This is a genomic window from Leifsonia sp. NPDC056824 (assembly GCF_042789575.1).
Lineage (GTDB): Bacteria > Actinomycetota > Actinomycetes > Actinomycetales > Microbacteriaceae > Leifsonia.
On record NZ_JBHUAV010000002.1, the window covers coordinates 225155 to 239743 of the forward strand.

The 14589-nt window shown below is 71.9% G+C and carries 13 protein-coding genes; 7 read left to right on the plus strand and 6 right to left on the minus strand.

The annotated features are described in order from the left end of the window. Nucleotides 1-117 precede the first annotated feature (117 nt). Nucleotides 118-264 (plus strand): hypothetical protein, encoded by a 147-nt coding sequence (locus ACFRFH_RS10470; RefSeq protein WP_382462949.1) that lies wholly within the window; start codon nucleotides 118-120, stop codon nucleotides 262-264. Nucleotides 265-279: 15 nt separating this feature from the next. Here the strand turns inward: ACFRFH_RS10470 and ACFRFH_RS10475 are convergent, their stop codons facing one another. The 3 genes from ACFRFH_RS10475 to ACFRFH_RS10485 all read right to left on the minus strand — a co-directional run bounded on the left by ACFRFH_RS10475 (nucleotide 280) and on the right by ACFRFH_RS10485 (nucleotide 3657). Continuing rightward, complete coding sequence (locus ACFRFH_RS10475; RefSeq protein ID WP_382462950.1) at nucleotides 280-1668, minus strand: NAD(P)/FAD-dependent oxidoreductase; 1389 nt, start codon at nucleotides 1666-1668, stop codon at nucleotides 280-282. Between the two features lie 88 nt (nucleotides 1669-1756). After that, nucleotides 1757-3172, minus strand: coding sequence for an aspartate aminotransferase family protein (locus tag ACFRFH_RS10480; RefSeq protein ID WP_382462951.1), 1416 nt, complete (start codon nucleotides 3170-3172; stop codon nucleotides 1757-1759). A 2-nt stretch (nucleotides 3173-3174) separates the two neighbouring features. Next, nucleotides 3175-3657: an Lrp/AsnC family transcriptional regulator gene (locus tag ACFRFH_RS10485; RefSeq protein WP_370053537.1), complete on the minus strand. Its 483-nt coding sequence runs from the start codon at nucleotides 3655-3657 to the stop codon at nucleotides 3175-3177. 89 nt (nucleotides 3658-3746) lie between these two features. Here ACFRFH_RS10485 and ACFRFH_RS10490 point away from each other — a divergent pair, with 89 nt between their 5' ends. Both ACFRFH_RS10490 and ACFRFH_RS10495 read left to right on the plus strand, forming a co-directional pair. Then, nucleotides 3747-5204, plus strand: a complete 1458-nt coding sequence (locus ACFRFH_RS10490) for a gamma-aminobutyraldehyde dehydrogenase (RefSeq protein WP_382462952.1) — start codon at nucleotides 3747-3749, stop codon at nucleotides 5202-5204. A 111-nt stretch (nucleotides 5205-5315) separates the two neighbouring features. Continuing rightward, nucleotides 5316-6860, plus strand: a complete 1545-nt coding sequence (locus tag ACFRFH_RS10495) for an APC family permease (RefSeq protein WP_382462953.1) — start codon at nucleotides 5316-5318, stop codon at nucleotides 6858-6860. A 197-nt stretch (nucleotides 6861-7057) separates the two neighbouring features. On the opposite strand, the gene ACFRFH_RS10500 is transcribed toward ACFRFH_RS10495, so the two are convergent. The 3 genes from ACFRFH_RS10500 to ACFRFH_RS10510 are packed head-to-tail and all read right to left on the minus strand — an operon-like array spanning nucleotide 7058 to nucleotide 10787. Beyond that, a complete protein-coding gene (locus tag ACFRFH_RS10500; protein ID WP_382462954.1) occupies nucleotides 7058-8437 on the minus strand; it encodes an aldehyde dehydrogenase (NADP(+)) in 1380 nt (459 codons plus the stop codon). Beyond that, complete coding sequence (locus ACFRFH_RS10505; protein WP_382462955.1) at nucleotides 8437-9621, minus strand: acyl-CoA dehydrogenase family protein; 1185 nt, start codon at nucleotides 9619-9621, stop codon at nucleotides 8437-8439. The genes ACFRFH_RS10500 and ACFRFH_RS10505 overlap by 1 nt, the downstream gene beginning before the upstream one ends. Further along, the gene (locus ACFRFH_RS10510) at nucleotides 9618-10787 is read right to left on the minus strand and encodes a CaiB/BaiF CoA transferase family protein (protein WP_382462956.1); all 1170 of its coding nucleotides are present in this window, start codon (nucleotides 10785-10787) and stop codon (nucleotides 9618-9620) included. Before ACFRFH_RS10510 ends, ACFRFH_RS10505 begins: the two co-directional genes overlap by 4 nt. Nucleotides 10788-10875: 88 nt before the next feature. Between ACFRFH_RS10510 and ACFRFH_RS10515 the strand changes: the two genes are divergently transcribed. The 4 genes from ACFRFH_RS10515 (at nucleotide 10876) to ACFRFH_RS10530 (ending at nucleotide 14555) form a co-directional block, all read left to right on the plus strand. Beyond that, nucleotides 10876-11661, plus strand: coding sequence for a FadR/GntR family transcriptional regulator (locus ACFRFH_RS10515; RefSeq protein WP_382462957.1), 786 nt, complete (start codon nucleotides 10876-10878; stop codon nucleotides 11659-11661). Next, nucleotides 11654-12373 (plus strand): cache domain-containing protein, encoded by a 720-nt coding sequence (locus tag ACFRFH_RS10520; protein WP_382462958.1) that lies wholly within the window; start codon nucleotides 11654-11656, stop codon nucleotides 12371-12373. The genes ACFRFH_RS10515 and ACFRFH_RS10520 overlap by 8 nt, the downstream gene beginning before the upstream one ends. An 86-nt stretch (nucleotides 12374-12459) precedes the next feature. After that, nucleotides 12460-13722 (plus strand): FHA domain-containing protein, encoded by a 1263-nt coding sequence (locus ACFRFH_RS10525; RefSeq protein ID WP_382462959.1) that lies wholly within the window; start codon nucleotides 12460-12462, stop codon nucleotides 13720-13722. Continuing rightward, entirely contained in the window at nucleotides 13719-14555 is an 837-nt protein-coding gene (locus ACFRFH_RS10530) for a PP2C family protein-serine/threonine phosphatase (RefSeq protein ID WP_382462960.1), read from the plus strand. Before ACFRFH_RS10525 ends, ACFRFH_RS10530 begins: the two co-directional genes overlap by 4 nt. Nucleotides 14556-14589: the final 34 nt, after the last annotated feature.

The window sequence follows — 14589 nt, forward strand, 5'->3', positions numbered from 1 at the left end:
GATTACACGGGAACGACGACTGGTCGAGTCGTTGTCCGATGGCGGCGCGACCGCGCTGGCGATGGGCGCCGTACCCAGGTGCCCGCTCCTTCAGGTCGGCACCCTCCATCGCAGGTCGTGGCCGAGTTCGCCAACCACATCCCGAGCGGTGCGATGCCGCTGGCGTCGGATCAGGGCGTCAAGACGGCGCTGAGCGACCGGCGCCTGACCTGCCGTCGAAACGTGACTAATCGCGGAAATCCGCCGCGGGATTTCCGCGATTAGTCACGTTTCGGGGGGTCAGTGGCCGGTGAAGGGGGCCATGGCGCGCGCGATGAGGGACGGGCGGGCGGTGGCGCGCTCCTCGAGGTCTGCGCCCTCCATGGCGGCCAGGCCCGCGTTGGCGCCGAGGAAGCGCAGCGGCTCGGGCTCCCAGCTCGGCGAGCGGTGGCCGACCCACGGGAGTTCCGTGAGCTCGGTGCGCCGGCCGGCGATCAGGTCGGCGAGCGTGCGGCCGGCGAGGTTGGTCGTGCTCAGGCCGTCTCCGACGTAGCCGCCGGCCCAGGCCTCCCGGGTGTCGCGGTCGATGCCGACGGCGGCGTGCCAGTCGCGCGGCACGCCGAGCGGGCCGCCCCAGTGGTGTGTGATACGCACGCCGGCGACCGCGGGGAACAGCTCGCCGAGTGTGTGGACGAGGTGGTCCCGCACGCGCGGTGAGCGGTCGTATGACGGGTGGATGGCACTCCCCAGGTGGTAGCGGGCGCCGCGGCCGCCGAACGCGATCCGGTTGTCGGCGGTGCGCTGACCGTAGACGATCAGGTGCCGGAAGTCCGTGAAGGTCTGGCCGTGCTCGATGCCGATGCGGTCCCACACCGCGTCGGACAGCGGCTCGGTCGCGATCATCAGCGAGTACAGCGGGAGGATGCTCCTGCCGACCTGGGGGAGCTGCGACCCGTAGCCCTCGGTGGCGTTCACGACCGTGCCCGCCGTGACCGTGCGCTCGACGTCGCCGACGCGCACCCGGACGACGCCGTCCGCCCAGCCCAGGACCTCCGTGCCCTCCGCGATGGTGGCGCCGCGGCGCTCGACGGCCCGGGCGAGGCCGCGCACGAGCTTGGCTGGGTGGACGCGCGCGCAGGCGGGCGTGATGGTCGCGGCGACGGCGTCCGGGACCCCGTACCGGGACTGGACAGTCTCGGTCCCGGCGAGCGACACCCGGTCGACGCCGAACTCCTCGGACTCGGCGAATTCGGCTCGGGCGGCGGCCAGCTGGACGCGGTCGCGGGCGAACGTCACGGTCCCGCCGCGGAGGTAGTCGCAGTCGATGTCCTCGGTGGCGGCGACGCGGCCGACCTCGTCCACGGTGTCCACCATCGCCTGCCGTTGCGCGACCGCGGCGTCCCGGCCGTAGCGCGCAGCGAGCCGGGAGACCGACCACGGGAACAGCGCGGAGCACCAGCCGCCGTTGCGGCCGGAGGCGCCGAAGCCGGCGACCTCCCGCTCCAGCAGCAGGATGTTCAGGCCCGGGTCGAGCTCTTGCAGGTAGTAGGCGGTCCAGAGGCCGGTGAGGCCGGCACCGACGATGGCCACGTTCACGGTGGCGTCGTCGGCCAGGGCCGGGCGGGGCCCGAAGCCGTCCTCGGCCTCGGCGATCGAGTCGAACCAGAAGCCGACACTGCGGTAGTCCACGTCACTCCTCAACACGTCACGAAAAAAGGAACGAGCCCGCGCCCCGCTCAAGTGGTGCGGTGCGCGGACTCGTCCGGTAATGCATTCCTTACAGGTGGTTGCTCGCCTCGGTGAGCACCGACTCCAGGATCTGCCGGATCTCGACGAACTCGTCCGGGCCGATGGTGAGCGGCGGCGCCAGCTGGACGACGGGGTCGCCACGGTCGTCGGCGCGGCAGTACAGGCCCGCGTCGTACAGCGCCTTGGAGAGGAAGCCGCGCAGCAGGCGCTCCGACTCGTCGTCGTTGAACGTCTCCTTGGTCGTCTTGTCCTTCACCAGCTCGATGCCGAAGAAGTAGCCGTCGCCGCGGACGTCGCCGACGATCGGGAGGTCGAGCAGCTTCTCCAGCTCGGCGCGGAACAGCGGCGAGTTCTCGCGGACGCGCTCGTTGAGGCGCTCCTCCTCGAAGATGTCGAGGTTCGCCAGCGCGACCGCCGAGGACACCGGGTGACCGCCGAACGTGTAGCCGTGGTAGAACGACGTGTTGCCGTGCTTGAAGGGCTCGTAGATCCGGTCGCTGATGATCGTCGCGCCGATGGGGGAGTACCCGGAGGTCATGCCCTTGGCGCAGGTGATCATGTCGGGCACGTAGCCGTACTGGTCGCAGGCGAACATGTGGCCGATGCGGCCGAAGGCGCAGATGACCTCGTCGCTGACCATGAGCACGTCGTACTTGTCGCAGATCTCGCGCACCCGCTGGAAGTAGCCCGGGGGAGGCGGGAAGCAGCCGCCGGAGTTCTGCACCGGCTCCAGGAAGATCGCTGCGACGGTCTCGGGACCCTCGAACTGGATCATCTCCTCGATGCGGTTCGCGGCCCAGACGCCGAAGGCTTCGATGTCGTCGGTCGGAGCGCCCATCTCGCCCGCGCGGTAGAAGTTCGTGTTCGGGACGCGGAACCCGCCGGGGGTCAGCGGCTCGAACATCTCCTTCATGGCCGGGATGCCGGTGATGGCCAGCGCGCCCTGCGGGGTGCCGTGGTAGGCGACCGCGCGGGAGAGCACCTTGTGCTTGGTCGGGCGGCCCTGCAGCTTCCAGTAGTACTTGGCCAGCTTGAAGGCGGTCTCGACGGCCTCGCCGCCGCCGGTGGAGAAGAACACGCGGTTGAGGTCGCCCGGCGCGTAGTGCGCGAGGCGGTCCGCGAGCTCGATCGCGTTCGGGTGGGCGTAGGACCAGATCGGGAAGAAGGCGAGCTGCTCCGCCTGCTTCGCGGCGACTTCGGCGAGGCGCTTGCGGCCGTGGCCGGCATTCACCACGAACAGGCCGGAGAGGCCGTCGATGTAGCGCTTGCCGTGGTCGTCCCAGATGTGGTGGCCCTGGCCGCGGGTGATGATCGGGACGCCGTGGCCCTCCTCCATCACCGACTGGCGCGCGAAGTGCATCCAGAGGTGGTCGCGCGCCTTCGCCTGCAGGTCTGCCTCATCGGGTGTGATGGGCTCACCGAACGTTTCAACGGTTGTCGTCATTGTTATCGCGTTCCCCAGTTGTAGAACTGTTTGTGGAGTTTGAGGTACACGAACGTCTCGGTGGAGAGCACTCCCTCGAGCGTCCGGATCTCGGAGTTGAGCATCGTGATGAGGTCCAGGTCGTTCTCGCACACGACCTCCGCGAGGATGTCGTAGGTGCCCGCTGTGAGGACCACGTAGTCCACGGAGGGCATCGCTGCGAGCTTGTCCGCGATCACCAGCGTGTCGCCGGTGACGCGCACACCGATCATCGCCTGGCGGTAGAAGCCGAGCTGCATCGGATCGGTGACGGCCACGATCTGCATCACACCCGACTCGGTCAGCTTCTGCACGCGCTGGCGCACGGCCGCCTCGCTGAGACCGACGGCCTTGCCGATCTCCGCATAGGACTTGCGGCCGTCCACCTGCAGTTGCTCGATGATCGCTTTGGAGACGTCGTCGATGACCGCAGCCTTCGTGCCGTTCGTTGCCCGAGGGGTACTCATGGAGCGATTCTGTCAGTGGCGAGGCGCTCTAGCAAGCGAATCCGCACATTACTGGCCGATTAACTGACGAAATCAGTAGACTCCCCGCCATGAGTTCACCGCTGAGCACGACAACCACACCCGAACTGCACAACTTCGTCGGCGGAGCGCGCACCGCCGCGCGCGGGAGCGACAGCATCTCCCTGATCGATCCGGCGACGGAGGACGTGTACGCCACCGCCCCCGTCTCGACCGCGGAGGACGTCGCCGACGCGTACCGCGCGGCCGAGTCCGCCTTCGAGGTGTGGGGGAACACCACGCCCGGCGAGCGCCAGCTCGCGCTGTTCCGCATCGCCGACGCGATGGAGGAGCGCGCGGAGGAGTTCGCCGACGCCGAGTCGCAGGACACCGGCAAGCCGCGCGGCACGCTGGTCGAGGACGAGATCCTGCTGTCCGTCGACCAGATCCGGTTCTTCGCAGGGGCCGCCCGCAACCTGGAGGGCCGCTCGGCCGGCGAGTACATGCCGGACCACACCTCCTTCATCCGCCGCGAGCCGATCGGCGTCGTCGGCCAGGTGACGCCCTGGAACTACCCGCTCAACATGGCGGTCTGGAAGTTCGCGCCCGCGCTGGCCGCCGGAAACACCACGGTGCTCAAGCCCTCCGACACCACCCCGCTGTCGACACTGCTGCTGGCCGAGGTCGCCAGCGAGTTCCTGCCGGCCGGCGTGCTCAACGTCGTGCTCGGCGACCGCAGCACCGGGGCGGCGATGATCGACCACCCGACGCCGCAGCTCGTGTCGATCACCGGGTCGGTGCGGGCGGGCATGGAGGTCGCCCGGGCAGCCTCGTACGACCTCAAGCGCGTGCACCTCGAGCTCGGCGGCAAGGCGCCGGTGATCGTGTTCGACGACGCCGACATCCAGAAGGCGGTCGAGGGGATCGTCGCAGCCGGGTACTTCAACGCGGGCCAGGACTGCACGGCGGCGACGCGCCTGCTGGTGCAGGAGGGCGTGCACGACGAGTTCGTGGCGGCGCTCGCCGAGTACGCGCGCGAGAACGCCCGCACCGGCGCGCCGCGGGAGGACGGCATCCTCTACGGCCCGCTGAACAACGCGAACCAGCTCGCCCAGGTGAGCGGCTTCGTCGACCGGCTGCCCGACCACGCGAACGTCGAGCTCGGCGGCCGTCGCCAGGGCGACCGCGGCTACTTCTGGGAGGCCACCATCGTCTCCGGCCTGCGCCAGGACGACGACGCGGTGCAGAACGAGATCTTCGGGCCGGTGCAGACCGTCCAGAAGTTCACCGACGAGGCCGAGGCGTTGCGCTGGGCGAACGGCGTGCGCTACGGCCTGGCCTCCTCGGTGTGGACCAAGGACCACGGGCGGGCGATGCGCTTCGCGAAGGGCCTCGACTTCGGCTGCGTGTGGATCAACACCCACATCCCGATCGTGGCCGAGATGCCGCACGGCGGCTTCAAGCACTCCGGCTACGGCAAGGACCTGTCGATGTACGGGTTCGAGGACTACACGCGCCTCAAGCACGTCATGTCGTACATCGGGGAGTGACACGACACGCCGTCCGCCCTTAAACATCCGCTCCTATAGGTATCCGGGTCCGTCCTCCGCTACGCTCCTGCCACACACACCGTCGTGTGCAGCTGACCCGGAAGGCATTCGATGTCCTCAGAACCCTCGTCCTCGACACATCTCGGAGACGGCGAGCACCTCGCCGTCCTCGGGTACGAGGACTCCTTCAACCGGTCCATGACCCTGTGGGCCAACTTCGCTCTCGGCTTCACGTACCTCTCGCCGCTGGTGGGCGTCTACTCGCTATTCGCCGTCGCGATGGCGACGGGAGGGCCGCCCTCCATCTGGTGGATCGTCATCGTCGGCGCCGGCCAGTTCCTGGTCTCGCTCGTCTTCGGGGAGGTGGTCTCGCAGTACCCCATCCACGGCGGCATCTACCCGTGGGCGCGGCGGCTGTGGGGCCGGCGCTACGCGTGGATGGCGGCCTGGATCTACATCTGGGCGATGATCGTGACCATCACCGCGGTGGCGTCGTACGGCAGCGGGTTCCTCGCCAGCCTGTTCGGCCTCCCCGCCACCAAGGAGGTCACCCTCGGGCTGACCGTGCTGCTGCTGGTGGTGGCGCTCGGACTGAACTTCACCGGCACGAAGACGCTGGCGACCGTGGCCCGGATCGGGCTGTCGGCGGAGCTCATCGGCGTGATCGCGGTGGGCCTCTACCTGCTGATCTTCCAGCGCAAGCACCCGTTCTCGGTGTTCTTCGACACGATGGGCGTCCAGGGCCACGGCTCGTACCTGACGGCGTTCCTCGGCGCGGCGCTCGCCGGGCTGTTCCTCTTCTACGGTTTCGAGGCCTGCGGCGACGTCGCCGAGGAGGTCGCTAACCCGGCCCGGCGCATCCCGCTCGCCATGATGATGACGATCCTGGTCGGCGGCGTGTCCGCGCTGTTCGCCTTCGGCGGCTACATCCTGGCGGCGCCCGACCTGGCCAAGATCGTGGCGGGCAAGGATGTCGACCCGATCCCGGAGATCCTGCAGTCCGCCCTCGGCGACGTCGGAGCGAAGATCTTCCTGGTCGTCGCGGTCACCGCGTTCCTGTCCTGCGTGCTCAGCCTGCAGGCGGCGGCGAGCCGGCTGCTGTTCTCGTTCGCGCGCGACGGGATGATCCCGGCGCACCGCTGGCTGTCGAAGGTGTCGCCGCGGACCAAGGTGCCGGTGAACGCGCTGATCGTGGCGTGCAGCATCCCGGTGGTCATCAGCCTGATCGTCTACCTCGGGCCGGACGGGCTCATCACCCAGGTGACGGCGTTCGCGGTGCTCGGCATCTACGTGGCGTTCCAGTCGGTGGTGCTCGCGTCGCTGCGGCAGCGGGTCAAGGGCTGGCGCCCGGCCGGGCCGTTCTCGCTCGGCCGTGGCGGGATGATCGTCAACATCCTGGCGCTCGCGTACGGGATCTTCGCGATGGTGCTGCTGGCCTGGCCGACGAGCACGGGCAACTGGTTCAACGACTGGATCGTTCTGATCGGGTTCGGGATCGTCGCTGGCGCCGGACTGCTGTACCTGTTCCTCGCGCGGCCGGACCGCGCGTCGGACGCGCCTGCAGGCGACGCCATTCGGGTGGCGGAACTGCTGCGGGCGCACCGGAGCGGGACGGTCGCGCCGGCCGCCGCCGCGGAGCCGGCCCCGGCCGACTGACGCCGGCCGCTCTCCGGGCGCGGCCCGCCGCCGGAACTGTGCGCCGGCGGCGGCCGCGCCCGCGTGTCCAGCGGACGCAACGCGCCGCCTCCCGCAAGCGGAAGCGGCGTGTTGCGTCCCCTCGATCGTGTGAACGAGGGGACGCAACACGCCGTCCGCGGCCTGGCGAAGCGGCGTGTTGCGTCCCCTGGATGGGGTCAGGACTCGCGGCGGGGGATGCGCAGCGGGTTGCCGTCGCGGAGCTCGGGCGGGAGGACCTCCTGCGGGGCGTCCTGGTACGCGATCGGCGCCAGCCAGCGGCGGATCGCCGTCGCGCCGACCGAGGTGTGGACGCTCGCCGTGGTCGCCGGCCAGGAGCCGCCGTGGTGCTGCGCCCACCCGATAGCGACGCCGGTGGGCCAGCCATCGAACAGGAGGCGCCCCGCCACGGGGGCGAGCGCAGCGGCGAGCGCGGTGACGTCCTCGTCCGCGCCACGGTGGATGGTGGCGGTGAGCGACGGACGCAGTGCGGCGAGCAACGCGGGGAGCTCGTCCTCCCGGTAGGAGACGAGGACCGTGACGGGCCCGAAGTGCTCCTCGCGGAAGGCGTCGGGCGCTGCGAGGAACGCGGCGGCGTCCACGAGCGCGACGGCGGGCACCGAGGTGCCCGGGGTGTCCGGCCCGAGCAGCACGGTCACGTCCTGGTCCGCTGCGAACAGCTCGAGGGCCGAGGCATACGCGGCGCTCATCCCGGCCGTGAGCTGCTGGGACGCGGGCGCCGAGCCGAGAGCGGCGCTCACGGCGTCATCCACGCCCTCGCCGGCCGGGACGAACACCAGACCGGGCTTGGTGCAGTACTGCCCGGCGTCGCGCGTGAAGGAGCCCACCAGCCCCGCGCCGATGACGCCCGCGCGCTCGCGGGCAGCCGTACGCGTCACGACGACGGGGTTGATGCTGCCCAGCTCCCCGTAGAACGGGATCGGGTCCGGCCGCGAGGCTGCGAGGTCGAACAGCGCGCGCCCGCCGCGTTCCGAACCGGTGAACCCAGCGGCACGGACCGCGGGGTGCTGCACGAGCGCGACGCCGGCCTCCATCCCTTCCACCAGCGCGAACCAGCCCGCGGGGAGCACCGACATGGCCAGCGACGCCGTGCGGCGGGACAGCCGCGGATGCCCGGGATGGGCCTTCACGATCACCGGGCAGCCCGCGGCGAGCGCCGACGCGGTGTCGTTCCCGAGCACAGAGAACGCGAAGGGGAAGTTGGACGACGTGTACACGGCCACCGGCCCGAGCGGCCGCAGCATCCGGCGCAGGTCGGGACGCGGCGGGATGAGCGACGGGTCTGGGGAGTCGACCGTGGCCTCCAGGTAGCCGCCCTCGCGTACCACGCCCGCGAAGAAGCGGAGCTGCGCGGCGGTACGGGTGACCTCCCCGTCGAGGCGCGCCTCGGAGAGGTGTGTCTCCTCGGCCGCGAGCGCGACGAGCGCGTCCCTGTCGCCCTCCAGCGCGGCGGCGAGGGCGTCGAGCCAGACAGCGCGCTCCTCGCGTGTGGTGGGGGTGAGCGCGGCGGCCGCGGCAGCAGCGGCGACGTCGCCCATCAGAACGCCGCCAGCCCGGTCAGCGCCCGCCCGAGCACCAGCGTGTGGATCTCGTCCGTGCCCTCGTAGGTGCGCACCGACTCCAGGTTCGCCATGTGGCGCATCACCGGGAACTCGCTGGTGATGCCGTCGCCGCCGAGGATGGTGCGGGCCTCGCGCGCGATGGCGAGCGCCTCCCGCACGCTGTTCAGCTTGCCGACGCTGATCTGGGTCGGGGTCAACCGGCCCGCCTCCTTCAGCCTGCCGAGGTGCAGGGCGAGCAGCATCCCCTTCTCGTACTCGACCAGCATGTCGGCGAGCTTCTGCTGGATGAGCTGCGTCGCGCCGATCGGCCGGCCGAACACCTCCCGGGTCGTCGCGCGATCGATGGAGACCTCCAGGCACGAGCGGGCCGCGCCCATCGCGCCCCACACGATCCCGTAGCGGGCCTCGTTGAGGCAGGAGAACGGACCGGACAGGCCGCGCGCGCCCGGCAGCATCGCCGAGGCGGGGACGCGCACGCCATCGAGGACGACGTCGCACTGCACCGATGCGCGCATGGAGAGCTTGCCGTCGATCGCGGTCGCGGTGAACCCGGGAGTGGAGGTCGGCACCACGAAGCCGCGCACGCCGTCCTCGGTCGCGGCCCAGACGACCGCCACGTCGGCGAGCGCCGCCAGGCCGATCCAGCGCTTGGCGCCGTCGATCACCCAGTCGTCGCCGTCCCGGCGCGCGGTGGTGCTCATCGCGGCGGGGTCGCTGCCGCCCTGCGGCTCGGTGAGGGCGAAGCAGCCGATGCGCTCGCCGCGGGCCATCGGCGCCAGCCATTCGGCCTTCTGCTCGTCGGAGCCGAACTTCGAGATGGCGCTCATGGCGAGCGAGCCCTGCACCGAGACGAAGGTGCGCCAGCCGCTGTCGGCGGCCTCCAGCTCGTGGCAGACCAGCCCGTAGGCGACCGCGCCCGCTCCCGCGCAGCCGGGGTCCTGCAGGTGCATTCCCAGGAACCCGAGGGCGCCGAGCTCGGCGACGAACTCGCGGCGGAAGTGCTTGTCCTCGAAGTCCTGCTCGATCACGGGCGCGATCCGCTCGACCGCGAAGCGCCGTGCGGCGTCGCGCCAGCGCAGCTCGTCGTCGGTGAGCAGATGGTCGATGCTGAACGCCTCGTCGAGTGCGGAGGCGGCGGAGGCGAGCGTCTGCGTGGTCATCGGGTGGTCCTTTCGGTGGACGGGCGGACGGCGTCCAGCCACTGGGGTTCGTGCGCGCCGAGCAGCGGCGGCGGGGTGCGGTGCACGGCAGGGGACGTGCTCAGGTGGATGGGCGTCGCGGGCTGGCGCGAGGTGCGGCCGGTCGCCGGGTCGGTGGTGGTCGTCACCGGGTCGAGCCCGAGGGAGTCCGCGAACGCGAACGCCTCGCCGACGCTGTTGACGAGCCCGGCCGGGACGCGCGCTGCGCCGAACACGGCCACCCAGTCGGCCGCGGGCCGGCCGGCGAGCACGGGCTCCAGCACGGCCCGCAGCGCGGCGCGGTTGTGCACCCGCTCCTCGTTGGTCGCGAAGCGCGCGTCGGCCGCGAGCTCCGGGAGGCCGATGGCGGCGGCGAACGCGGCGAACTGCCGGTCGTTGCCCACCGCGAGCACGAGCTCCCGGTCGGCCGCCCGGAACAGCTCGTACGGCGCGATGCTCGGGTGCGCGTTGCCGAGCCGGCCGGGGGAGCGGCCGGTGGCGAGCGTGCTCGACGCCTGGTTGGTGAGGGCGGCGAGCAGGGAGCCGAGCAGGTCGACGTCGACGCGCGACCCGACGCCGGTGCGGTCCCGCTCGCGCAGGGCGAGCAGGATGCCGGCGAGCGCGTTCTGCCCGGTGAGCACGTCCACGAGCGCGACGCCGACCTTGCTCGGCTCGCCGTCCGGCGCTCCCGTGATGCTCATCAGGCCGCCGACCGCCTGGACGAGGAGGTCGTAGCCCGGCAGGCCGGCGCCCTCCGCCCGACCGAAGCCGGTGATCGAGCAGTAGATCAGGCCCGGGTTGGCGGGACGGAGGCTGTCCTCGTCCAGCCCGAACCGCTCCATCACCCCCGGGCGGAAGTTCTCCACCACGACGTCGGCGGTCTCGGCGAGGGCGCGGGCGGCGGCGAGGCCCTCCGGTGTGGCGAGGTCGCAGACCACCGAGCGCTTGTTGCGGTTGACCGCGCCGAAGTAGGTGGACTCGCCCGCGTCGTCCACGGGAGGCCGCCAGGACCGGGTGTCGTCGCCGGCCGGGCTCTCGATCTTGACCACGTCGGCGCCGAAGTCCGCGAGCGTCATGGTCGCGTACGGGCCGGCGAGGACCCGGGAGAAGTCGGCGACGCGCAGGCCGGAGAGGATGCCGTCGGCCATGCTCGCTCCTTCGCTCGGACGGTCGCCCACACGAGCCGTCGGTAATTCATCCTATATCGGATGATTGGATCGGGTTATCGTGGGAGGCGTGACCACCTCCACTCGCGATGCTGCCGGAACGACCCGGCCGGCGCCAGGGGCGCGGGACGCGGTCTTCGCGCAGCTCTCCGACGCAGGCCGCGCCGAGCAGGTCGCGCGGCGCCTCGCCGACGCGATCGTCCTCGGCGTGCTGACCCCGGGGGAGCGGCTGCCCAGCGAGGCCGAGCTCGCCCGCCGGTTCGGCGTCGCCCTCGTGACGGCGCGCGAGGGCCTCGGGATGCTGCGCGAGGCGGGGCTGGTCGAGACCCGGCGCGGACGGGACGGCGGCTCCTTCGTCGTCCACCCGGGCGACAGCGACGAGGCGCTGCTCGCGACCCGGCTGCGCGGCCTGTCGCAGGTGGAGCTGGGCGACCTCGCCGTCTACGTGACGGCCATCGCGGCGGGTTGCGCCGACCGCGCTGCCGAACGCTCGACCGCGGCCGACGACCTGCGGCTAGCGGCGTGGTTGGACGCCGCCGACTTCACCGGTCCGGCCGCGGCGCGCCGCAACGCGGGCGGCTTCCTGCTGGAGCTCGCCGTGCTCAGCCAGTCGACCAGGCTGGTGCGGGAGCAGATCCGGTTGCAGGCCGAGTTCGGCCCGCTGCTCTGGCTCGGGATGCGCGACGCGGAGCTGCGCGCCGGGACGGCCGACTCCGCCCGCGTGATCGCGGACGCCGTCGCGGCGGGCGACGGCGGCGCGGCCAGGGCCGAGATCAGTGCGCTGCTGGCGGGCGTCGCCCGCTGGCTGCTGTCCGCGAAGGCGCGAATCGAGACGGGAGGGACGATCGATGGCTGACGTCGTCGGGACTCAGGCCGGCGCGGGCGTTGCGGAGGCGGCCGAGCGGGTGAGTGCGCTGTTCGCGCGCATCCAGGACTCGCTGATCGGCTGGCGCGACGCCATCCTTGGAGAGGAGAGCACCGACAGCGGCACCGCCCCCGCGGCGATCGACGCGACCGTCGGCGCGCTGGTCATCCCGCTGCTGCGCGAGGACGACCCGCTGCTGGTCGGCGCCGGGTTCATCGCCGCCCCCGAGTTCACCGGCGGCGACGACCTGCACTTCTCCTGGTGGCTCGGCCCGCTGGAGGAGAACCCGGTGTTCGGCTCCACCACCGAGCCGAGCCGGCTCGACCTGGCCTCGCGGTCGTACTCCGACTATCTGCGCGACTTCCGCTCGCTGGAGTGGTACAGCATCCCGCAGACCACGCACCGCACCCACATCACCGGCCCGTACGTCGACCACCTGTGCGCGTGCGACTACATCGTCACGGTCACCTCGCCCGTCGAACGGGACGGCCGGATGATCGGCGTCGTCGGCGTGGATGTCTACGTCAAGCGGTTGGAGCGCGAGCTGCTGCCCGCCATGCTCGCCGCGGGGCGCCCGGTCGTGCTGGTCAACGAGGCCGGCCGGGCGATGGTCTCCACCGACCCCGCGGTGCTGGTCGGCGACGTTGTAGCGACGGCCGAGGACGCCGTGCGCTGCGCCGGCACGCCGTTCCGCCTGGTCTGACATCGGGCCTGGTCTAATATCTGTAAGGCCAGTACGTCCTGCATCGGGGAGCAGCCCCGGTCCATCGTCGACCAGGAGGACCCCCGGTGACCCCCGGCTTCACCCGCTACGCCCCGACCGCCGGCCCGTCGCGCTGGCTGCTGATCGCCGGCCGCCGGTTCGTCGCCTGCGTGGAGAGCACGGCCGCCGACAGCATCGTGGACGCGGTCTGGTGGCTGGCCGACTCCGACCTGGCCACGATCGAGTCGGTCGTCGGCGCGTTCCCGCTCGCCGGCCCGGACAGCGTCCGCTCGTTCGCGGTGGCCGAGCTCGGCGAGCCGAACGCCGCCGGCGAGATCGTCGTCACGGCCGTGGTCCGCGGGTCGGCCGCGCTCGACATCTACTCGGTCGGCGGAGCACGGCGGTTCGGGTCGGGCGGCGTCCAGCCCTGGGTGCTCGCGGAGTTCCGCAACGTCACCGGGCTCGCGATCGGCGGCGACGACCTCCCCACCGGGTCGGTCGCCCGGCTGTCGCTGGGGTCCCTGCCGATCGGCCTCGCCGTCGTGGACGGCGAGCTGCTCACCTGGTCGAGCTCGCCGATCGAGCGCGTGGAGCGCACCGCCGACCGTAGGCCGCAGCCGGCCGAGGACGCCGGCGCCGGGGTGCCGGAGTCCGAACTGGACGAGACGATCATCCGCTCGCGCAACCGCAGCTCCAGCCTGTTCTCGCACGCCGACGAGCCGGACGTCCCCGCGACGGCCGGGCTCGCCGAGTCGCCGGAGGCCGCGCCCGTCGTCCAGCCCGTCCCCGTCGCGCACGAGCTGCCCGGGGCGATCGACATCGAGGAGCCCGGAGCCGCGACCGAGCGGCCCGCCCTGCGCGACACGCCCGGAGGCGGCCGCGCGCCGGGTCCGGGGTCGATCCCGACGCCGGCCGGGGGCGAGGAGGCCGTTCCGCCGCCGCAGCGCTTCGCCGTCCGCGTCGTCCCGGGGGACATCATGGAGCTGGACATGCCGATCCTGATCGGCCGCAAGCCGACCCTCCCGCGGGTCGAGTCGGGCGTCGCGCCGCGGCTCGTGGCGGTGCGGTCGCCCGAGCAGGAGGTGTCCTCCACGCACGTCCGCATCGAGCGGTCGGGGGACGCCGTGGTCGTCACCGACCTCCGCTCGACGAACGGCACCCGCGTCCACCGGCCGGGCGGCGCCGCCGAGCGGCTGCGTCCGGGGGAGTCCACGGTCGTCCTCCCCGGAACGGTTGTGGAGATCGGCGACGGTAATATCATCGAGATCACCGCCCTCCCGGCAGGCGGCACCACGGAGACCCCGCGGCCGCTGCCGGAAGCGGACCGTCGAGAAGAAGGACGCGAGTGACCCAGATCGGTCGCACCAACCGGCGCCACACCGTGGTCGTGCCGGGCGGCGCAGACGCACGCATCAGCCTGTCCTGGGCGGCGCTGTCCGACACCGGCTACCGGCGCAGCGTCAACGAGGACAGCCTCCTGGCGCGCTCGCCGATCTTCGCGGTCGCCGACGGGATGGGCGGCCACACCGCGGGCGACTTCGCCAGCACGGCGGTCGTGACGCGGCTGGCCGAGAAAGTCCGCGTCGACTTCGTCACGGAGACCTCGCTGACCGAGGCGCTGCGCGACGCGGTGGACGACATGGGCCGCGGCGTCGGGCAGACGGACCTCGGCACGGGCACCACCGTGACCGGCATCGCGCTCACACTGTCGGACGGGTCGCCGTACTGGCTCGTCTTCAACATCGGCGACTCGCGGGTCTACAGCTTCCGCGACGGCACGCTGGAGCAGCTCACCGTCGACCACTCGATCGTCCAGGAGCTCCTCGACGCCGGGGCGATCACGCCCGCGGAGGCCGAGGTCCACCCGCACAGCAACGTGATCACGCGCGCGGTCGGGTTCAACGAGGACCCGGTGCCCGACTACTTCCTGTTCCCGATCGTCGCCGGCTCCCGCCTGCTGGTCTGCTCGGACGGGCTCACCAAGGAGCTCACCGAGCACGGCATCCGGTACTACCTCGGCGAGGGCAACTCGCCGCTCGACGCCGCGCAGCAGCTGATGGATGCCGCGCTCGGCAACGGCGGACGCGACAACGTGACCGTGGTCGTGGTCGACGTGCTGGCCACCCCGGAGAGCGGTTCGCACCGCGAGGGATTCCCGCGCAGGGCGGCCCGCAGACACTGACGGACGGCCGCGCGAGGGGGGCCGCCGCGCGCGG